The organism is Streptomyces sp. NPDC000941, assembly GCF_053599555.1.
Map to the genome: position 1 here is coordinate 1 of NZ_JBSFMM010000050.1, position 21,356 is coordinate 21,356.

Here is a 21,356-nt window from a genome sequence, read left to right on the forward strand (position 1 = left end):
CAGCGACACGCCGACGCCACGGCGTGTCGCTGTCCCATACTCACCGCAAATGGCTCACAGGCCGGCGGCCGCCCGCAGCTTCGCCGCCCGGTCGGTGCGCTCCCAGGTGAACTCCGGGCGCCCGAAGTGGCCGTACGCGGCGGTCCTGGCGTAGCCGGGGCGCAGCAGGTCCAGGTCGCGGATGATGGCCGCGGGCCTGAGGTCGAACACCTCGCTGATGGCGTCGGTGACCCGCCGCACGGCCACCCGGGCGGTGCCGAAGGTCTCGACGAACAGGCTGACCGGCTCGGCCTTGCCGATGGCGTACGCGACCTGCACCTCGCAGCGGTCCGCGAGCCCCGCGGCCACCACGTTCTTGGCGACCCAGCGCATGGCGTACGCGGCGCTGCGGTCGACCTTGGACGGGTCCTTGCCGGAGAACGCGCCGCCGCCGTGCCGGGCCACGCCCCCGTACGTATCCACGATGATCTTGCGGCCGGTCAGCCCGGCGTCGCCCATGGGGCCGCCGATCTCGAACCGGCCGGTGGGATTGACCAGCAGCCTTACGTCGTCGGTGGCCAGCCGGATGCCGTCGGCGCGCAGGGCATCCAACTCGGGCTCGACGACATGGGCGCGGATGTCGGGGGCGAGCAGGCCGGCGAGGTCCACATCGGCGGCGTGCTGGCTGGAGACCACCAGGGTGTCGAGCCTCAGCGGCTTGCTGCCCCGGTACTCGACGGTCACCTGTGTCTTGCCGTCCGGGCGCAGATACGGCACGGTGCCGTTCTTGCGTACGGCCGTCAGGCGGCGGGCCAGCCGGTGGGCCAGCATGATCGGGAGGGGCATCAGCTCGGGTGTCTCGTCACATGCGTAGCCGAACATCAGGCCCTGGTCGCCCGCGCCCTGGCGGTCGAGTTCATCGACCACCGGGCCCGAGCCCGCCGAGCCCGTCGCGTCCGAGGTCTCGCGGATCTCGTACGCCGTGTCGACCCCCTGCGCGATGTCCGGCGACTGGGCGCCGAGGGAGACCGAGATACCGCAGGTGGCGCCGTCGAAGCCCTTGGTGGAGCGGTCGTAGCCGATGTCCAGGATGCGTTGGCGGACCAGGGACACGATGTCCACGTTCCGGGCCGTGGTCGAGATCTCGCCCGCGATATGCACCTGGCCCGTGGTGAGCAGCGTCTCCACCGCCACCCGGGCGCGCGGGTCCTTTGCGAGCAGCGCGTCCACGATGGTGTCGCTGATCTGGTCGGCGATCTTGTCGGGGTGGCCTTCGGTCACCGATTCGGAGGTGAAGAGGCGTACGGACATGGTGCGTACTCCCTTACGTGGGATGAGAGAGGTGCTCCCCGGCGCGCGGGGTCACGCCGGGGAGCTGGGGAGGTGGCCGGGGCAGGAACAACTGGTGATCAGGAGCGGCGGGCGAGCAGCACGCGGTGCATCGGGGTGTCGAGCAGGCCGATCCGGCGCAGCCCCGCGTCGGCCAGCCACTGGTCGTAGTCGTGGACGGTGAAGGCGTCGCCGCCGCCGGTGGCCAGCATCGACGCGGCGAACAGCCGGAAGAACTTGTTCTGGACCGAGCCCTCGCCGCCGTCCTCGTCGACGATGTGGTCGGCGATCGCGATCACCCCGTCCTCGCTGAGCCCCTTGACCGCCTTCAGCAGCAACTCGCGGGCCGACTCGGGGGTCTGGAGGTGGAAGATGTTGACGAACAGCGCCAGGTCGGTGCCGCTGCCCCAGTCCTCACTCCAGAAGTCCACGGTCTCGCCCTGGAACCGCTCGGCGACCCCCAGCTGCCCGGCCTGCCGGGTGGCGATCGGGATGATCCGCTCGGCGTCCAGGCCGCGGGCGGTCAGCTCGGGGAACTCGCGGAGCAGCAGGTGGCTGTAGATACCGGTGCCGCAGCCGACGTCCAGGAGGGTCGCGGAGCGGCCCGTGGTCCAGCCGAGTTCGCGCAGCGCGCCGGCCAGCGAGCGGGTGATCGGCGGCGCCCAGAAGTTGATGCCGCGGACCAGCGAGGTGTAGTCCTCCTCCGATATCTGGTTGAGCTGCTGCGCGCCCTCGGCGGTGCGGGCGCCGGAGCGTACGTTCTCGGCGAGCCGGCGCCACGCGTTCCAGGCCACATTGCGGTCGTGGCCGATCTTCCCGGCGAGGCTGAAGAGCCCGTCGGGCGCGAACACGCCGTGCAGTTCGGCCGGGAGGGTGTAGACGGCCTGGCCGTCCTCCCCTCTGCTGCGCTCGACGACGTCGTACGCGTACAGGCCGTCCAGCAGGACCCGGGTGGCCCGCAGATCGGTGTCCAGCACCTCGGCGAGCTGCGCGGCGGTGGCCGGGCCGACGGTGAGGGCGGCGAAGGCGCCGAGGTCCTGGGCGGCCTCGATGACACCGGGCGCCCACATACCGATCAGGTGCTCGTACAGCCGGTGGGCGGCGCGGACCTCGCCGTCCACGGCCGCCGGGAAGGCGGTGGTGTCGACGAGCGGGGTGAGGTTGGCCGAGGCGGTGGTGGTGGGAACGGTCATGAGGCCGGCTCCTTGGAGTGTCGAGTGGGGACAACAGGGCTGTAGCGAACAGTGGGCGGGGACGTCACAGGACGATCCCGCCGTCGATCTGCAGCACGGATCCGGTGATGTACGCGGACTTGTCGGAGGCCAGGAAGGACACGGCCTCCGCGACCTCCTCCGCGGTGCCGAACCGGCCAAGCGGAATGGCCGCCACGGCACGGTCGCGCTGGCTTCCGCTGAGGGCGCCGGTCATATCGGTGTCGATCATTCCGGGGGCCACGGCGTTGGCGCGGATGCCGTAGCGGCCAACCTCCTTGGCCAGCGCCCGGGTCATGGCGACCATCCCGGCCTTGGAGGCCGAGTAGTTGCCCTGGCCCGGGTTGCCGTAGACCCCGGACACCGATGAGAGGGTGATGATCGAGCCCGCCTTGCGCTTGACCATCGGGAACAGCACGGCCCGGCAGACGTTGGACGCGCCGTCAAGGTTGGTGGACACGACCGCCCGCCAGTCCTGGTCGGACATCATCAGCATCGGCTTGTCGCGGGTGATGCCCGCGCTGGCCACGGCGACGGCGACGGGGCCCAGTTCGCGCTCGGTGCGCGCGACCCATTCGCGTACGGCCTCGCCGTCGCTGATGTCCAGGCGCTGGGCGAGGGAGCCGACCCCCAGCTCGGCCAGTTCCTTGCCGAGCTGCCGGGCCGCCTCCTCGTCCGAGCGGTAGCAGAAGCTGATCGCATAGCCGTCCTGGGCCAGCCGCAGCGCGGCCGCCCGGCCGATGCCCCGGGAGCCGCCGCTGACCAGCGCGACCGGCGGGGGCGCGCCGCTCATCGCGCACCGCCCAGCAGCCGCAGCACCCCGCAGGCCACCAGGCCCTCGCGGTCCACCGAGGTGATCACTGCGGCCCGGCCCGCCGAGGCCGGGTCGGCCCCGGCCGTGACCAGGACCGCGGCGAGTTGGAACGCGGCCTGGGCCGAGGCGGTGTCGCCGATGAGCTCGTGGCACGCCGCCCGGGTGGCGGCCTCGCGCCCGAACAGCTCGGTCAGCAGGGCCCGTTCGTGGTCGCCCGCGTCGCCGCTCAGCCCGCCCCCGGACGCCGCCCACACCTCGTCCGGGCCGATCCCGGACTCGGCCAGGGCGTGGCGCACGCTCTCCCGCAGGGTGCCGGGCAGATCGCCGCCGACGTCCACCCGTACGTCGATCGCCAGGAGTTCGGCGAGCGGCGTGCGGTCCTCGGGGAGGGTGTCGGCGGGCTCGATCAGCAGCACCGCGCAGCCCTCCCCTAGCGGCGCGGTCTGCTCCTCGTCCGCGCCACGGCTGTGGCGCTCCAGCCAGGAACGGGTCCCGGAGTACTCCTCCACCGCCCCCACCAGCGCCCGCTCGGCCCGGCCCGCGGCCAGCAGCCGGCGGGCGTAGGCGAGGGCGAGCAGCGCGGTCGGACGGCCGCCGGCCAGGGTGGTGTTGGGGCCCTTGAGGCCGAAGCGGATGGCGCTGGCCCCGGCCGGGCTGTTCATCAGGGTGTTGGGCATCAGCTGGGCCGGTACGTCGTACGGCTTCTCCCCGAGATACGAGGCCCGGCTGAAGTTCTGCTGGCTGGCCGCGCTGCCCAGGGTGGTGCCGAGGACGAGCGCGGTGCCGGTCCCGCGGGTCACCGGGCGCTCGTCGGCCTCGGCCTCGTCGAACAGCTCGCGTACGGCGGTGACCGCGAGCCCCATGGCCCGGTCCATGGTGCGGGTGCCGGCCCGGCCGAGGATCTGGCGGATGTCGAAACCGGGCACCAGGCAGGCGGCGGCGTCCGGTGTCTGCCAGGCCGCCGGGTCCGGTACGGACTCGGTGGGGCGGCGCCCGGTGATCCCCTCCGCGTACGCCGCACGGCCCATGCCGTACGGGGAGACGGCCGACCAGGCGGTGATGACGGCGCGGTCGGTACGGGCGGGCGGCCGGGTCCCGGTGGTGACCTCCTCGGTGGGTACGGGGGTCATCGCTGGTCCTCCTCATAGCGGCCGAGGACGACGGAGGCGTTGTTGCCGCCGAAGGCCAGGCCGTTGTTGACCACGATCCGCAGCGGCGCCGGGACGGCGTGGTTGGGCACGCAGTCGATGCCGCATTCGGGATCGGTGGAGCGGTGGTTGACGGTGGGCGGGATGAAGCCGTGGGCCAGGGCGACGGCCGAGGCCGCGGCGCCCAGGGCGCTGGCCGCGCCCATGGAGTGGCCGAGCATGGACTTCAGGGCCACGGTGCGCGGCGGCCGGTCGCCGAACAGCTCGCGGATCGCGCGCGTCTCGGTGATGTCGTTGGTCTTGGTGCCCGTGCCGTGCGCGGACACCAGATCGACCTCTTCCGGTTTGATTCCGGCGTCGGCGAGCGCCAGGCCCATGCAGCGGGCGACGCTCTCCTGGTCGGGCGCGGTCGGGTGGTGGGCGTCGCAGTTGAGGCCGTAGCCCAGCAGCTCGGCGTAGATCCGGGCGCCGCGCGACCGCGCCGACTCCAGGGTCTCCAGCAGCAGGACACCGGCGCCCTCGGCGGTCAGCAGCCCCTCCCGTTCGGCGTCGAACGGCCGGCACCGGTCGGAGGCGACCAGGCCGAGCCGGGAGAAGCCGGCGAAGGTGCGGCGGGCCAGCGCGTCCGACCCGCCGACCAGCGCGTAGTCGGCCTCGCCGAACCGTACGGCGTCGAAGCCGTCGCCGATGGCGTAGTTGCCCGCCGCGCAGGCGGTGCCGAGTACGGAGGGCACCGCCTGCGGGAGCCGCAGTTCCCGGACGACGGCCAGCGCCAGCCGGTGGGCCGGCAGCCGCCGTACCGCGGTCGGCTCCAGGCCCGCCATGCCCACGGCCAGCTCGGACTCGACGAGGTGGTCGAGCTCCCTGGCCTCGCCGTCGGTGGTGCCGATGGTGACCAGGCCGCGCCGGCCGCGCAGCTCTTCCAGGTCGAGCCCGGCGTCCTGGACGGCCAGCCGGGTGGCAGCCACCGAGAACTGGCTGGCCCGGCCGAGCTCTTCGAGCGGGGTGTGGCGGATCCACTCGGCCGGTTCGAAGTCCTTGACCTCGTGGGCCAGTTGGCGGCGGAAGCCGGTGGCGTCGAAGAGAGTGATCTCCCCGGCGCCGCACCGGCCTTCGCGCAGCCCCTTGGTGAACTCGGTGACGCCATTGCCGATGCTGGACAGGACGCCGAGTCCGGTCAGCACCACTCGCTGGGCGGTCATCGCGATTCGGCCCGGGAGAGCACCTCGAGGACGGCCTCGAAGTGGACCATGTTTTCCAGCTCGTCCTGCTCGATGGTGACGCCGAAGGCCACCTCGAGGGCGGACAGCATCTCGATCGCGCACAGCGAGTCGGCCCCGTACTCGTCCACGAAGAGCCCGGTGCGGGTCAGCTCCTCGCCTTCCAGGTCGAGGGAGTTGGCGAGGATGTCACGGACCTTGGCCTCGGCGGTGGCGTCGATGGTGATGGCGCTCATTGCGAATTCCTCCGTCGGGAAATTGATGTGCGGTGGGGTGGGGGGTTGGGTGGTGTCCTCGGGCGGACCGGTCCGGTTGGGACCGGTCCGCGTCGGTCGGGTGTCGGTCGGGTATCGGTCGGGTGTGAGCGGGCTAGGCCGCGTCGATCAGGCTCTTCGGGCGCAGATCGGTCCAGGTGCGCTCGACATAGGCCAGGGCCTCCTCACGGCTGGTCTCGGCGAGTACCGCCGTCCAGCCGGCCGGGACCTCGGCGAACGCGGGCCACAAGGAGTGCTGGCCCTCGTGGTTGACCAGGACCAGAAAGGTTCCGGTCTCGTCGTCGAAGGGGTTTGTCATATCCGGATGCTTTCCTCTCTCGCTGCTCGATTTCTGGCATGGGCATCCCTCGGAAATAATTCACATTCTCTTCGGGAAGTCTTCTCGGCTAGCCGCCGAGCGCTTCGGAAATGACTTTGGCGATATGGGAAGCGGGCTGTGGAGCCAGCATTCCGTCGTGGTCGGCGTCGACCTCGTGGCGGACGACGGCGCCCTCGATATGCGCCGACCAGGGGTCGTCGGCCGGTGCGGACGAGGCGAGCCCCCGGGTGGCCGCGAAGAACAGCAGCTCTCCGCGGTAGCGGCCCGGCCGGTGGGCCGAGCCCAGGGCGCTGAAGTGGCGGATCACCCCGATGAGATGGCCGAGCTGCGCCTCGTCGAGCTCGGCGAGGGGATTGCCGTCCCGGGCGAGCAGCGCCAGCACCCCGGCGGCGTCCAGCTTGTCCCCGCCCTCGGCGCCGCCCTGCGGATCGAGGCCGCAGCGCAGCAGGATCTGGGCGAGCAGGGCCTGATCGCTCAGATCCTCGTCCGGGTCGGACTCCGTCGCCGGGAAGCCGTCCAGGTTGGCCAGCAGCGCCACTTCGCGCCCCTGCTTCTGCAATTGGACGGCCATTTCATGGGCGACCAGCGCTCCGAAAGACCATCCAATAATATGGTAAGGGCCATTGGGTTGGATTTCCACTAGACTCCGGATGTATTCCGCAGCCATTTCCCGTACGGAGGCGGGCTGTTGGGTCGGCGACAGAATTCCGCCCGCCTGGAATCCGTACACGGGAAATTCGGTGAGCGCACCGGCCAGCTCCAGGAACGGCCAGGAGAGCCCGACCCCGCCGTGCACACAGAACAGCGGTGGCCGCGTCCCCTGGGACTGGGACCGGGAGCGGATCGGCAGCACCCGGGCGAAGGCGTCGGGCACATCCGGCGCCGAGCCCGCCGCGGTGGCCGCCGTGGCCAGGCCCGCCACCGTCCGGTGCAGGAACACATCGGCGGGGGTGAGCCCGACGCCCAGCTCACGGGCGCGGCCGACCAGGCGGATGGAGCGGATGGAGTCGCCGCCCAGCTCGAAGAAGCTGTCCTCGGCGCCGACCCGGTCCAGGCCCAGTACGTCGGCGAAGGCCTGGCACAGCGTCTGTTCCAGCGGGGTGCGCGGCCCGCGGCCGGTGGCCGCGCGGGGCAGCCCCGGGGCCGGCAGGGCCTTGCGGTCCACCTTCGCGTTGGGTGTCAGCGGCATCCGCTCCAGCTCGGTGAGGAACGCCGGGACCATGTAGTCGGGCACCGCGCCCGCCACATGGGCCCGCAGCTCCGCCAGGTCCAGGCCGGGCTCGCCGCGCGGCACGACGTACGCCGCAAGCCTCGGCTCGCCGGGTGTGTCCTCGCGTACCACCACCGCGGCCTGTGCCACCCGGGGATGGCTCAGCAGGGTGGTCTCGATCTCACCCGGCTCGATCCGGAAGCCGCGCACCTTGACCTGGTGGTCCGCCCGGCCCAGATAGTCGAGCGTGCCGTCCGGCCGCCGCCGTACCAGGTCCCCGGTGCGGTACATCCGGGCGCCGGGCACCGGGGAGTACGGGTCGGCGACGAACCGCTGCGCGGTCAGCCCCGGCCGGTCGTGGTAGCCGCGGGCCGGGGACGCCCCGCCGAGATACAGCTCGCCGGTCACCCCGGCCGGCACCGGCCGCAGCGCCGCGTCCAGGACGTACGCCCGGTTGCCGGCCAGCGGGCGGCCGATGGGCGGGGTGCCGGTGCCGTCCAGTTCGGCGGCGGTGGACCAGATGGTGGTCTCCGTCGGCCCGTACAGATTGGTCACCTTGCGCGCCGCGCCGCGCAGCGCGGTGGCCAGGTCCTGGCCGATCGCCTCGCCACCGGTCAGCGCGTGCACCTCGCGCAGCGCCCCCGGGTGCCCGCTGACCAGGGCGTGCCACAGCGTCGGGGTGGCCTGCACGACGGTCGCGCGGGCCTCGACCAGCAGCGCGGCCAGCGCCTGCGGGTCCCGTACGGCCGCGGGCGGGGCCAGCACCAGGGTGGCGCCGGACAGCAGCGGGACGAACAGCTCCAGGTTGGCGATGTCGAAGCCGAAGGTGGTCACCGACACCAGCCGGTCGTCCGCGCCGAGATTCAGCAGACGCGAGGTTTCAGCGAGGAAGTTGGCAAAAGCGCCGAGCGGTACGACGACGCCCTTGGGGCGGCCGGTGGAGCCCGAGGTGTAGATGACATACGCCGTGTGGCCGGCGCTCGGCGCGGCACGGCGCTCATGCGGCCGCAGATCGTCCGCCGGGAGGGCGGCGATCTCCACCTGTGCGGATGGGTCGTCGAGCAGCAGCTGCGGTACGGCGGCCAGCCCGGGCACCGCCCGCGCCACCTCGCGATCGGTCAGGGCGAGCACCGGCCGGGCGTCCTCGGCCATGTAGCCGATCCGGTCGGCCGGGTACGCCGGGTCGATGGGCAGATACGCGGCGCCCGACTTGAGCACCGCCAGCACCGCCACCACCATCTCGGGGGAGCGCGGCAGAGCGATGGCGACCAGCCCGTCGGGGCCCGCGCCCCGCGCGACCAGGGCCCGCGCCAGCCGGTTGGCCCGCTCGTTCAGCTCGCGATAGCTGATCCGGCGGTCCTCGAAGAGCAGCGCGGGATGGTCGGGCGTGGCGGCCACCCGGGCCTGGAACCGCTCGTACAGCGGCGGTTCTGCGGGGTGCGCGGGCGCGCCGTTCCAGTCCACCAGCAGCCGCTCCCGCTCGCCCGGCAGCAGCGCGTCCGTTTCGGCGAGGCGGCCGTCGGGGGCGGCGGTGAGCCGGTCGAGCAGATGGGCCAGGCGGGCGGCCAGCGTGCGCGCGGTCTCCTCGGTGAACAGATCGGCGCTGTACTCCAGACGCCCGGCGATCCCGCCCGGCGCCCCGGCCTCGGTGTGCTCCTCGGCCAGGTCGAAGGCCAGGTCGAACCGGGCCTTGCCGGTGCGCGCCGCCCCGACCTTCCCCTCCAGGCCGGGCAGTTCCAGCTTCGCCGCCGCGTTGTTCTGGAACGCCAGCATCGTCTGGAACAGCGCGTGCCGGGCCATCGACCGGGCCGGGGACAGGGCGTCCACCAGCCGCTCGAACGGCAGGTCCTGGTGGGCGAAGGCGGCCAGCGATACCGAGCGCACCCGGCCCACCAGCTCCCGGAAGGTCGGATCCCCCGACAGATCGCCGCGCAGCACCAGGGTGTTGACGAAGAAGCCGACCAGGTCGTCCAGCGCGTCGTCGGTGCGCCCGGCCACCGGGGTGCCGACGGGGATGTCCTCCCCGGCGCCCAGCTTGGACAGCAGCGTGGCCAGCGCGGCCTGCACCACCATGAACAGGCTCGCCCCGCACTCCCTGGCCAGCGCGGCGGCGCGGGCGTGGGTGGCGGCCGGGACGGTGAACTCCACCGTGCCGCCCCGGTAGGAGGGCAGCGCGGGGCGCGGGAAGTCGGTGGGCAGCTCCAGCTCGTCCGGCAGCCCGTCCAGCGTCTCGCGCCAGTACGCCAGCTGCCGCGCGGCCAGGCTTTCCGGGTCGTTCTCGTCGCCCAGCAGCTCGCGCTGCCACAGCGCGTAGTCCGCGTACTGCACCGGCAGCGGGCTCCACCGCGGCTCCTCGCCGCGCAGCCGGGCCGTATACGCGCGGCTGAGGTCGCGGGCCAGCGGGGCGTTGGACCAGCCGTCGCCCGCGATGTGGTGGATGACCGTCACCAGTACGTGGTCGTCCTTGCCGAGCGCGAACAGCGCCGCCCGGAAGGGAAGTTCGCGGGACAGGTCGAACCCGCGCGAGGCGAACTCGCCGACAGATCGGTCCAGTTCGGCCTCGGTGACATGGTGCACCGGCAGGGTGATCCGGGCCCGGCGGCGGATGCGCTGGTACGGGCCGTCGGCCGACTCGGGGAAGACCGTGCGCAGCGCCTCGTGGCGCATCACCACATCGCCGAGCGCGGCGCGCAGCGCGGGCCGGTCCACCTTTCCGGTCAGCCGCAGGGTCCACGGCAGGTTGTAGGTGCCGGACGGGCCCTCAAGTCGCCCCAGGAACCACATGCGCCGCTGGGCGAACGACAGTGGCAGCCGCTTCGGCCGCGCCCCCGCGGTCGCCGCGGTGAGCGCCGGCCGGGCCGCGTCGGCGCCGGTCAGCCGGGCGGCGAGGGCGGCCGGGGTCGGCGCCTCGAAGACCGTACGCAGCGGAACCTCGACGTCAAGCAGCGACCGAACCCGGCTGATCAGCCGGGTCGCGAGCAGCGAGTGGCCGCCGAGGTCGAAGAAGTCCTCGTCGATGGAGACCCGGTCCAGGCCAAGCACCTCCGCGAACGCCTGGCACAGCAGCTCCTCGCGCGGGGTGCGCGGGCCGCGCCCGGCCGAGGTGGCGATCTCGGGGGCGGGCAGCGCCTTGCGGTCCACCTTGCCGTTGGCGGTCAGCGGCAGGGCGTCGAGCAGCACGAACGCGGACGGCACCATGTACTCCGGCAGCCGCTCGGCGACCGATGCCCGCGCCGCCGCCGGGTCCGCCGTGCCCGCCAGATAGCCGACCAGCCGGCCCTCGCCCCGGGTGTCCTTCGCGACGTTCACCACCGCGTCGGTGACACCGGGCACGGTGCGCAGCACGGCCTCGATCTCGCCGAGCTCGATGCGATGGCCGCGGATCTTGACCTGGTGGTCGCGCCGCTCCAGGAACTCGAGCCGCCCGTCGGCCCGCCGTACGACCCGGTCCCCGGTGCGGTACATCCGGGCGCCGGGCAGCGGCGAGTACGGGTCGGCGATGAACACGGAGGCGGTGCGGCGCGGATCGTGCAGATAGCCGCGGCCGACCCCGATCCCGCCGACGTACAGCTCGCCGGGCACCCCGGCGGGCACCGGGCGCAGCCCGTCGTCCAGGACGTACAGGCCGGTGTTGCGGACCGCCGACCCGATCGGCGCCCGTACCCCGGGCACCTCGTCGGCGTCATGGATCACGGCGTGGGTGACATCGTCCGAGCACTCGGTGGGCCCGTACGCGTTGACCAGTGGAATGCCGGGGAAGTAGGCGAACCAGCGGCGGCACAGCTCGGCGGGCAGCGCCTCGCCGGTGACCACCAGCCGGCGCAGCCGCGTCAGGTCGGGGACCGCCGCGCCCGCGTCCCAGCTGTCGAGTGCCGCCCGCAGCAGCGAGGGCACGACCTCCAGGACGCTGATCCGCTCCGGGCCGACCAGCCCGAACAGCTCGGCCGGGTCGGCCGCCGTCCGCTTGGGCACCACGCGCAGCAGACCGCCCACGACCAGCGGGGACAGCATCTGCCACACCGAGATGTCGAAGGTGACGGGTGCGTTGTGCACGACCGTGTCACATGCGGTCAGATCCAGGTCCTCGACCTTGGCGAGGAGGTGGTTGACCATGCCCCGGCGGTGCACCATCGCGCCCTTGGGGCGGCCGGTGGAGCCCGAGGTGAAGATGACGTACGCCAGGTCGTCGCCCGCCCCGGCCACGGGTACGAGGTGGCCGGGGGCATCGCAGTGGCCGTTCACCGTCAGGACGGGCAGTGCGCCGGCCACCTCGGCGGCGAGCGCGGTGTGTTCGGCATCCGTCAGCAGCAGGGCCACGCCCGCGTCCGCGACCAGCGCGGCTGTACGGGCCATCGGCGCCGTGACATCCAGCGGCACCCACGCCGCGCCCGCACCCAGCGTGCCGAGCACCGCCGTGACGAACCGGGCCCCGGGCGCGGCGAGCACGCCCACGAGCGAGCCCGGGCCGATGCCCCGCCCGGTCAGCTCCCGGGACAGGGCGCCGGCCCGGCCGACCAGCTCGCGGTAGTTCAGGGTCTCCCGGCCGTCGGTGACCGCCGGCGCCTCCGCCTGCTCGCGGGCCAGCGCCCGCACCCGTTCGACCACATCCGCGAACGGGTCCGCGGGCGCCGGGTCGGCGGGCAGGTCGAGCACCCGCTCGCGCTCGCCGGGCAGCAGCGCGTCGAGCCGGCCGAAGGGCCGGTCGGGGTGGTCGAGCAGGGTGCGCAGCAGCCCCGTCAGCCGGTCCATCACGGCGGCCGCCTCCTCGGCCGTGTACAGGTCGGGGGCGTAGCCGACGTCCAGCCGTAGCCGCTCGCCGGGCAGTGCCATCAGGCTGAGCGGGTAGTGGGTGGCGTCCTTGGCCTCGAGCCCGGTGATGCGCAGCCCGGGGGCGGGCTCCTCCATCTGCGAGGGGTCGAGCGGATAGTTCTCGAAGACCAGGACGGTGTCGAAGAGTTCCCCGGCGCCGACGGTCTGCTGGATCCGGGTGAGGCTCAGATGCTGATGCGGCAGCAGGGCGGTCTGCCGGTCCTGGAGCGCGGTGAGGATGTCGGCGAACGAGCGGGCCGGGTCCAGGTCGACCCGGACCGGCAGGGTGTTGATGAACAGGCCGACCATCGTCTCGACCCCGGGCAGCCCCGGCGGCCGGCCGGAGACCGTGCCGCCGAACACCACGTCGCGCAGCCCGGTGAGTGCGCCGAGGGTGGCCGCCCAGGCGCCCTGCACCACGGTGTTCAGGGTCAGGCCCCGGCCGCGCGCCCAGGCGGTGAGCTCGGCGGTGAACGCCGCGGGCAGCTCCACCGCGCAGTGTCCCGGCAGCGCCGCCGGGCGCCCGGAAGCGCCCGGGGCCACCAGGGTCGGCTCGTCGAGCCCGGTCAGCGCCCCGCGCCACGCCTCCTCGGCCGCGGCCCGGTCCTGCCCGGCCAGATGCGCCAGATACGACTTGTACGGGGCGGCGGGCGCGAGAGCCGCCGTGTTCTCGCCGTACAGGGTGAACAGCTCGCGCACGATCAGCGGCATGGACCAGCCGTCGAACACCATCTGGTGGGCCGTCAGCACGACGCGGTGCGCGCCCCCGCCCAGATTCATCACGATGAACCGCAGCAGCGGCGGGCGGTGTACGTCGAACCGCCGCACCCGGTCCTCGTCGGTGAGGCGCCGCGCCTCGGCGGCCCGCTCCCCGGGGGCGAGCGAGCGCAGATCGGTCTCGGTCCACGGCACCTCGACGGTGCGCGGGATCAGCTGTACCGGGTCGCCGTTCTTGCGGTAGCGGAAGGCCGCCCGCAGGTTGGGGTGGCGCCGCAGCAGGGCGCCGGCCGCGGCCTTGAGGCGGCCCGCGTCCAGCGGGCCCTCCAGGTCGAGCACCAGCTGGATGGCGTACACGTCAAGATCGGCCTGCTGCTCGTACACCGCGTGGAAGAGCAGCCCTTCCTGCAGCGGGGTCAGCGGCAGGACATCTTGGAAGTTGGACCGCTTGGCGGTGCGCGCCGGTGTTCGCAGCGCGCCTTCCGGTTGACTCAGGGTTCCGCTCACAGAGACCACTCATCCATCTCGTCTTCGAACTCGTCGATCTCGTCCTGGCTCAGCTCCACCAGGTCGACATCGGAAGGGGTGTGCCCGCCCGAATCCGGGCTCTGGGCGTGCAGGGCCAGCGCCCCCAGCGCGCGGAACCAGCCCTCGGCGATGGCGCGCGCGTCGTCCTCCGACAGGAGCCCGGCGGCCCAGGTCCAGGCGGCCACCAGCCGCGGCCCGTCCGGGCCGTCCTCGGTGAGCGCGTTGAGCCCGAGTACGTGCGGCAGCGGCAGGTCCGGGTCCGTGCCGGCCGCGACCAGCGCCGCCTCGGGGGCGACGGACCAGTCCTCGGCCACCGGGGCGGGCAGCCGCCCCAGGTAGTTGAAGCCCAACTGCGGCGGGTCGGCCGCGACCAGCTCGGGCGCGGTGTCCGGGGCGAGCCGGCGCAGCAGACCGTGGCCCAGGCCGTGGTCGGGCACGGCGCGCAGCTGCTCCTTGACCGCCTTGAGGACGAGACCGGCCGCGGGCCCGCCCGACCAGGCTTCGGCCCAGTCGACGGCGCCTACGTCCAGCCGGACCGGGGAGGTGGTGGTGAACCAGCCGACGGTCCGGCTCAGGTCCACCCCCTCCGCGAACTCCTCCCGGCCGTGGCCCTCAAGCTCCACCAGCACGGCCGAGCTCTCCTCGCCCCTGCGCCGCCGCCAGTCGGCCACGGCCAGTGCGAGTCCGGCCAGCAGCACGTCGTTGGCCTCGGTGTGGAAGGCGGCCGGGACCTCGGTCAGCAGCGCCGCCGTGGTGCCGGTGTCCAGGGACAGCCGCAGGGTGCGGGCGGTGGCCGTGGTGTCCCGGGCGCGGTCGAGCGGCCGGGTGCCGAGCGGCGGATCGCAGGTGGCGACCACCTCGCGCCAGTACGGCAGTTCGGCGCCGCGGCGCACCGTGCGCGCCTCGGCCGCCAGCAGCCCGGACCAGTGGCGCAGCGAGGTGCCCACGGGCTGGAGCGCCACCGGGGTGCGGTGCGTGACCGCCTCGTACGCCTGGGCCAGGTCGGGCAGCAGGATCCGCCAGGACACCCCGTCGACGACCAGGTGGTGCATCGTCAGCAGCAGCCGTCCGGTGCGCCGGGGCCCCGCGTCGAACCACACCGCCTGGACCATGACGCCCGCGCGCGGGTCGAGCCGGGCCTGGGCCGCGGTGGCCGAACCGGCCACCGCCTCGGCCCAGGACTCCTCGGGCAGCGAGGCGACACCGACGCGGCTCAGCAGCTCCTTGGCGCGCACCGCGCCGGGTTCGGCGATCCGCAGCGTCCAGCGCCCGTCAGCGGATTCAAGGTTCATCCGCAGTGCGTCGTGGTGGTCGAGCAGGGCCTGCAGCGCCGCGGCCAGGGTGGCCTGGGTGGCGCCGGCCGGGGTGTGCACCACGACCGCCTGGTGGAACCCGGCGAACTCCGCGCCCTGCGACAGCTCCTGGAGCCAGTGGACGATCGGGGTGGGCGCCAGGGCGCCGACGCCGTCGTCCGTGCCGAGGACCACCTGTTCGGCGGCGGGCTTGGCCGCGGCGGCGAGCGCCGCCGGGGTGCGGTGGGTGAACACGTCCTGCGCGGTGATCAGCAGTCCGGCCTTACGGGCCCGGCCCACCAGCTGGATCGAGACGATCGAGTCGCCGCCCAGGTCGAAGAAGCTGTCGTCGGCGCCGACCCGCTCAAGGCCCAGTACGTCGGCGAAGACCTGGCACAGCGTCTCCTCCTGTGCGGTGACCGGCGCCCGGCCGGTGGCGCTTGCGGTGAAGTCGGGCGCGGGCAGGGCCGTGCGGTCCAGCTTTCCGTTGCCGGTCAGCGGCAGGGCGTCGAGGGTGACGAAGGCGGCGGGGACCATGTAGTCGGGCAGCCGGTCGGCCAGCCGCTCCCGCAGCCGCGCCGCGTCGGGTGCTTCGTCCGCGGCCGGTACGACGTAGCCGACCAGGCGCTTCTCCCCGGGGCGGTCCGAGCGCACGATCACCGCGGCCTGGGCGATACCGGGGTCCGCGAGCAGGGCGCTCTCGATCTCCCCGGGCTCGATCCGGAAGCCGCGCAGCTTGACCTGGTCGTCCGAGCGGCCGACGTAGTCCAGCGTCCCGTCGGGCAGCCACCGCACCAGGTCCCCGGTGCGGTACATCCGCGAGCCCGGCTGCCCGTACGGGTCGGCGACGAACCGCTCGGCGGTCAGCCGCGCCCGCCCCAGATAGCCGCGGGCAAGACCGGCGCCCGCCACGTACAGCTCCCCGGTGACCCCGGCCGGCACCGGCCGCAGCGCCGCGTCCAGGACCCGTACGTGGGTGCCGGGCAGCGGGCGGCCGACGGGCGGTTTGACGGCCCCGGAGAGCGGTTCGCTGAGGGTGGCGCATACGGTGGTCTCGGTCGGCCCGTACGCGTTGATCATCTGGCGCCCGGCCGACCACCGCTCCACCAGCTCGGGCGGGCAGGCCTCGCCCGCCGTGATGACCGTGATCCCTTCGGGCATGGGCAGATCCTCGGGCCAGGCCGAGAGCACGGTCGGCGGCAGGCAGACCACGTCGATGCGGGCCTCGGCGATCAGCGCGGCGAGCGGTTCGCCGGGCGCCCGGTCCTCCTCGCCGGCCAGCACCAGCACCGCGCCGGTCAGCAGCGAGGTGCAGACCTCCCAGGCCGCGGCGTCGAAGCTGAACGAGGCGAACTGCAGCACCCGGACGCCCTCCCGTACCCCGAACGGCTCGCCCTGCGCGGCCAGCACCGACACATTGGCGTGCGGTACGACCACGCCCTTGGGGCGGCCGGTGGAGCCCGAGGTGTAGATGACGTACGCGGGGTGCTGGGGCGTCAGCCGCGCCCGCCGGTCGGCGTCCGTCGGGTCGTGCGCGGGGGCCGCGGCAAGCCGGGCGGCGGTCTCGGGCAAGTCCAGCGCGAGGATGCCGTCCGCCCGCTGGAAGGCCCCCGCCCGCTCCACCGTGGTGAGCACCGCGGCCGGCCGGGCGTCGTCGACAACGTAGTCGACGCGGTCCTGCGGATACGCGGGGTCGACGGGCAGATACGCCGCACCCGCCTTGAGCACCGCGAGCACCGCCGCCACCGCCTCGACGGTGCGGGGCAGGACCAGCGCGACGGTGTCCTCGGGACCCACGCCGAGGGAGATCAGATGGTGGGCGAGCCGGTTGGCCCGCTCGTCCAGCTCCCCGTACGTGACCGGGCCGACGCCGGTGGCCAGCAGCGCCGTACGGTCCGGGTCCAGCGCCACCCGGGCGGCGAACAGCTCGGGGAGCGTGCCCGCTTCGGGGGCCTGGGCGCCGCTGCCGGCCCATGCGCCAAGGATGTGTGTGGCCTCCTCGGGCAGCAGGGCGTCCAGCCGGCTCAGCGGCCGGTCCGGTTCGGCGGTGGCCTTGCGCAACAGCTCCACCAGCCGCTCGGCGATCACCGCCGCGCTCGCCTCGGTGAACAGGTCCGCGCTGTACTCCAGCTGTCCGCCGATGCCACCGCCTGTGTTGTCCTCCGTGAGCTCGAAGGCCAGGTCGAAGCGGGCGGTGCCGGTGGGCACCGGGGCCATGGTGGTGATCAGGCCCGGCAGCCCGAAGTCGGCGGGCGCGTTGTTCTGGAAGGCCAGCATCACCTGGAACAGCGGCTGCCGCGACAGCGAACGGGCCGGGCTGACCGCATCGACCAGCGCCTCGAACGGCACGTCCTGGTGGTCGAAGGCCGCGAGGTCCGCTGAGCGCGCCCGCCCCACCAGCTCTCGGAAGGTCGGGTCGCCGGATACATCGGTGCGCAGCACCAGCGTGTTGACGAGGAAGCCGACCAGCCCCTCGAGCGCGGCCTCGCCGCGGCCCGCGACGGGTGTGCCCAGCGGGATGTCCTCCCCGGCGCCCAGTTTGGACAGCAGCGCCGCGAGCGCCGCCTGTAGCACCATGAACACGCTGGCCCCGGAGGAGCGCGCCAGCGCCACCACGGCCGTGTGCAGCTCGGGGTCCAGGCGGAAGTCCACCGTGCCGCCCCGGTAGGAGGGCAGCGCGGGGCGCGGGAAGTCGGTGGGCAGCTCCAGTTCGTCCGGCAGGCCGTCCAGCGTCTCGCGCCAGAACTCCAGCTGCTTGGCGGCCAGGCTGTCCGGGTCCTTCTCGTCGCCCAGCAGCTCGCGCTGCCACAGCGTGTAGTCGGCGTACTGGACCGGCAGTGGCCGGAACGCGGGCGCCCGGCCGCGCAGCCGCGCCGCGTACGCCTCGCGCAGGTCCTGGGCCAGCGGCAGCACCGACCAGCCGTCCCCGGCGATGTGGTGCAGCACCACCAGAAGTACATGTTCTTCTTCGGCGAGCCGGAACAGCTCGGCGCGCAGCGGCAGTTCCGCCGCCAGGTCGAACGGGCGCGCCGCCCGCTCGGCGAGCAGCGACTCCAGCTCGTCCTCGGCGGCCTCGGTCACGGGCAGGCCGGGCCGGGCCACCTCGGCGGCCAGGACGACCTGGGTGGCGCGCCCGTCCACCTCGGGGAAGACGGTGCGCAGGCTCTCGTGCCGGGCGACCACGTCGGCCAGCGCCTCGGCCAGCGCCGCCTGGTCGAGCTCGCCGGACAGCCGCAGCGCCCGGGGGAGGTGGTAGGTGGCGCTGCGGTTGTCCAGGTGGCCGAGGAACCACAGCCGCTGCTGTGCGAAGGACAGCGGCAGTTCGGCGGGGCGGTCCGCCGCGACGAGCGCGGGCCGCGCCTGGCCGGCGCCGTCCAGCGCGGCGGCGAGCCGTTCCACGGTGGGCGCGTCGAACAGGGCCTTGATGGGAAGTTCGATGCCGAGCAGTACGCGCAGCCGGCTGATCACCTTGGTGGCGAGCAGCGAGTGGCCGCCGAGCCCGAAGAAGTCGTCGTCGATCGACACCCGCTCCAGGTTCAGCACATCCGCGAACAGCTGGCACAGCACCTCCTCGCGCGGACCCTGCGGGGCGCGGCCCGAACCCGCCGCCGCGGCGGCGAAGTCCGGCTCGGGCAGCGCCTTGCGGTCCACCTTGCCGTTGACGGTCAGCGGCAGGGCGTCCAGGACGACGAAGGCCGCGGGCACCATGTAGTCGGGCAGCGCGCCCGCGACCCGGTCGCGCGCGGCGACCACATCGGCGGTGCCGGACAGGAAGGCCGCCAGCCGGGAGTTGCCCTCGCGGTCCACGGCCACGGTCACCACGGCGTCGATGACGCCGGGCACGGTGCGCAGCACGGCCTCGATCTCGCCGAGCTCGATGCGATGGCCGCGGATCTTGACCTGGTGGTCGACCCGCTCCAGGAACTCCAGCTGCCCGTCCGGCCGGTGCACCACCCGGTCCCCGGTGCGGTACATCCGGGCGCCGAGCACCGGCGAGTACGGGTCGGCGACGAACACGGAGGCGGTGCGGCGCGAATCGTCCAGATAGCCGCGGCCGACCCCGAACCCGCCGACGTACAGCTCGCCCGGCACCCCGGCGGGCACCGGGCGCAGCCCGTCGCCGAGGACGTACAGGCTGGTGTTGCGCACCGCCGAGCCGATCGGCGCCCGCACCGGGCCCAGGTCGTCCTCGGAGCGGATGAAGGCGTGTGTGACGTCGTCCGAGCACTCGGTGGGCCCGTACGCGTTGACCAGCGGTACGCCGGGGTAGTGCGCGAGCCAGCGGCGGCACAGGTCGCCCGGCAGGGTCTCGCCGGTGACCACCAGGTGGCGCAGCGCGGCCAGTTCGGGCCGGGCCGCTCCGGCGTCCCATTCGTCCAGGGCCACCCGCAGCAGCGAGGGCACCACTTCGAGCACGGTGATCCGCTCGGCGTCGGCCAGCGCGAACAGCGTCTGCGGATCGCCGGCCACCTCGCGGGGCACCACCCGGGTGCGGCCGCCCACGACGAGCGCGGAGAGCATCTGCCAGATGGAGATGTCGAAGGTGACGGGCGCGTTGTGGACCACCGAGTCGGCGGCGGTCAGATCCAGGTCCTCGACCTTGGCGAGGAGGTGGTTGACCATGCCGTGGCGGTGGACCATCGCGCCCTTGGGGCGGCCGGTGGAGCCCGAGGTGAAGATCACGTAAGCCAGGTCGTCGCCCTTGCCCGCAACCGGTAGAAGATCCGCCGCAGCATTCCCGGACCCTTCCGCGGACCCTTCCAGTTCGACCACCTGCGGCCAGCTGCCGCAGGCGGCGAGCACCTGATGGGCGAACTCCTCCTGGTCGCGGCCGAACAGCAGCGCCTGCGCCCCGCTGTCGGCCAGCAGCGTGGCCCCGCGGGCGACGGGGGCCCGTACGTCGAGCGGCACCCACGCGGCCCCCGCGCCCAGCACGCCGAGGACCGCCGTCACAAAGGCCGCGCTGGGCCCCGCGGCCAGCGCGACCAGGGAGCCGGCTCCGAGCCCGGAGGTGGTCAGGGTGCGGGAGAGGGCGTCGGCGCGGGCGACCAGCTCGGCGTAGCTCAGCCGGGTCGTGCCGTCGTCGACGGCCACCGCGTGCGGCGCGAGACCGGCCAGCTCCCGTACCCGCTCCACCACGTCCGTGAAGCCGTCGGTGCGCTCGGTTGCGTTCCAGTCGACCAGCAGCCGCTCCCGCTCGGCGGGCAGCGTGACATCGGCACGGCCCAGCGGAACGTCGTCGGCGCCGTGCGCGAAAGCCTCGATGGCGGCGAGCAGCCGGTCCTGGTGGGCGGTCAGCTCGGCGTCGGTGTACAGGCTGGGGTTGGCGTCCAGGCGCAGCATCCAGCCGTCGCCCGGTGTGTCGAGGAAGATGATCTGCAGATCGGGCACCGGCCCGGTGGACAGGTTGTGCAGCCGGCCGGTGCAGGCGTCGCCGAAGGTGAAGTCCACCCCGGACTCCAGCACATTGACCGTGGGCCCGTACGTGGTGTCCGCGTCGCCGGTCATGCCCAGCTCGCGCCGCAGCTCGTCGCCGCGGTACCGCTGGTGGCGGACGGTCGCGCGCAGCTCGGCCGCCGTGTGCTTGAGCAGATCGGCGCGGGTCATCGAGGGGCGTACCGACAGGGCGAGCGGCAGGAAGTTGGCGCGCATCCCGGGCACGGCACGCGCGGTCACGCCCGTCCTGGCGGGCACCGGCAGGGTCAGCAGCACCTCCCCGTCGCCACTGGCCCGGGCGGCCCAGGCGGCGGTGGCCGCGATCAGCGTGGTGGGCCAGGTCACCCGTGACTGCCAGGCCAGTTCGCTCAAGCGAGCCACGGTGGCCTCGGGCAGCGGGGCGGTGCGGCGCAGGGTGTGGTGGGCGTGCGCCGCGCGCCGCCGGGACAGCCGGGTGGGCTCGGGGGCGGTGTCGAACCGGCCGGACCAGAACCGGGCGTCGCGGGTGTGGGCCGGGGAGGCGAGGTACGCCTCCTCGTCGGCGAGCAGTTCGGCCAGCGGCGGCAGCGGGGCATGTGCGTCCCCACCGTCCTCGTACAGAGCGGAGAACCGCTGGTAGAACACCGAGCGGCTGTAGCCGTCCATCTGGATGTGGTTGGCCCGCGCGTAGAGCCGGGTGCGCCGCGGCCCGAGCAGATGCAGCTCGCTGTGGAACGCCTCGGCGCCCAGGGACGAGGGGAGCCGCAGATCCGTAGCGATCCGGTGGCGGGAGGCCGCGTCGGGGTCGGTGGCGGCGCGGTAGTCCCGTACCGCGAGCGTCCGCTCCCCGAGCGGATGGACCGTCTGTACGGGCTCGCCGTCGCGCTCGCCGAACCGGGCCCGTACGCACTCGGTTTCGTGGATCAGCTGCCACCAGGCGCGCTCGAACCGCGCCAGGTCCAGCGGCCCGTCCAGGTCGAGATGGTCGGCCATGGTGTAGACGGGGTTTCCGGGGTCGAGCGCTTGCGCGTACCACATCTCCCGTTGCGCACCGGAGAGCGGTAGCTCGAAAAGGTCGGTCTCTCTCATC

9 protein-coding genes are annotated in these 21,356 nt (G+C 73.6%); all 9 read right to left on the bottom strand.

Annotated elements, in window-relative coordinates; translation table 11 throughout:
- Positions 1–54: 54 nt before the first annotated feature.
- The gene (gene metK / locus ACWDSL_RS18235; protein WP_450486498.1) at positions 55–1,290 is read right to left on the bottom strand and encodes a methionine adenosyltransferase; all 1,236 of its coding nucleotides are present in this window, start codon (positions 1,288–1,290) and stop codon (positions 55–57) included.
- A gap of 98 nt (positions 1,291–1,388) precedes the next feature.
- Positions 1,389–2,501 carry a class I SAM-dependent methyltransferase gene (locus ACWDSL_RS18240; protein ID WP_450486500.1) on the bottom strand — a complete coding sequence of 371 codons (1,113 nt, stop codon included), beginning with the start codon at positions 2,499–2,501 and terminating at the stop codon, positions 1,389–1,391.
- Positions 2,502–2,565: 64 nt separating this feature from the next.
- A complete protein-coding gene (fabG, locus tag ACWDSL_RS18245; RefSeq protein WP_450486502.1) occupies positions 2,566–3,312 on the bottom strand; it encodes a 3-oxoacyl-ACP reductase FabG in 747 nt (248 codons plus the stop codon).
- Positions 3,309–4,463, bottom strand: coding sequence for a beta-ketoacyl synthase N-terminal-like domain-containing protein (locus tag ACWDSL_RS18250; RefSeq protein ID WP_450486504.1), 1,155 nt, complete (start codon positions 4,461–4,463; stop codon positions 3,309–3,311). The genes fabG and ACWDSL_RS18250 overlap by 4 nt, the downstream gene beginning before the upstream one ends.
- The gene (locus tag ACWDSL_RS18255) at positions 4,460–5,683 is read right to left on the bottom strand and encodes a beta-ketoacyl-[acyl-carrier-protein] synthase family protein (RefSeq protein ID WP_450486506.1); all 1,224 of its coding nucleotides are present in this window, start codon (positions 5,681–5,683) and stop codon (positions 4,460–4,462) included. The genes ACWDSL_RS18250 and ACWDSL_RS18255 overlap by 4 nt, the downstream gene beginning before the upstream one ends.
- Positions 5,680–5,937 (bottom strand): acyl carrier protein, encoded by a 258-nt coding sequence (locus ACWDSL_RS18260; RefSeq protein WP_450486508.1) that lies wholly within the window; start codon positions 5,935–5,937, stop codon positions 5,680–5,682. The genes ACWDSL_RS18255 and ACWDSL_RS18260 overlap by 4 nt, the downstream gene beginning before the upstream one ends.
- 133 nt (positions 5,938–6,070) lie before the next feature.
- Complete coding sequence (locus ACWDSL_RS18265) at positions 6,071–6,274, bottom strand: MbtH family protein (RefSeq protein WP_014179368.1); 204 nt, start codon at positions 6,272–6,274, stop codon at positions 6,071–6,073.
- Between the two features lie 88 nt (positions 6,275–6,362).
- The gene (locus ACWDSL_RS18270) at positions 6,363–13,538 is read right to left on the bottom strand and encodes an amino acid adenylation domain-containing protein (protein ID WP_450486510.1); all 7,176 of its coding nucleotides are present in this window, start codon (positions 13,536–13,538) and stop codon (positions 6,363–6,365) included.
- A complete protein-coding gene (locus ACWDSL_RS18275; RefSeq protein ID WP_450486512.1) occupies positions 13,535–21,355 on the bottom strand; it encodes an amino acid adenylation domain-containing protein in 7,821 nt (2,606 codons plus the stop codon). Before ACWDSL_RS18275 ends, ACWDSL_RS18270 begins: the two co-directional genes overlap by 4 nt.
- Position 21,356 lies beyond the last annotated feature (1 nt).

What these genes read in the sequence shown, in the direction of transcription:
- ACWDSL_RS18265 (WP_014179368.1), bottom strand. Translation starts at nt 6,274, where the DNA reads ATGACAAACCCCTTCGACGACGAGACCGGAACCTTTCTGGTCCTGGTC.
- ACWDSL_RS18255 (WP_450486506.1), bottom strand. Translation starts at nt 5,683, where the DNA reads ATGACCGCCCAGCGAGTGGTGCTGACCGGACTCGGCGTCCTGTCCAGC.
- fabG (WP_450486502.1), bottom strand. Translation starts at nt 3,312, where the DNA reads ATGAGCGGCGCGCCCCCGCCGGTCGCGCTGGTCAGCGGCGGCTCCCGG.
- metK (WP_450486498.1), bottom strand. Translation starts at nt 1,290, where the DNA reads ATGTCCGTACGCCTCTTCACCTCCGAATCGGTGACCGAAGGCCACCCC.
- ACWDSL_RS18275 (WP_450486512.1), bottom strand. Translation starts at nt 21,355, where the DNA reads ATGAGAGAGACCGACCTTTTCGAGCTACCGCTCTCCGGTGCGCAACGG.
- ACWDSL_RS18260 (WP_450486508.1), bottom strand. Translation starts at nt 5,937, where the DNA reads ATGAGCGCCATCACCATCGACGCCACCGCCGAGGCCAAGGTCCGTGAC.
- ACWDSL_RS18240 (WP_450486500.1), bottom strand. Translation starts at nt 2,501, where the DNA reads ATGACCGTTCCCACCACCACCGCCTCGGCCAACCTCACCCCGCTCGTC.
- ACWDSL_RS18250 (WP_450486504.1), bottom strand. Translation starts at nt 4,463, where the DNA reads ATGACCCCCGTACCCACCGAGGAGGTCACCACCGGGACCCGGCCGCCC.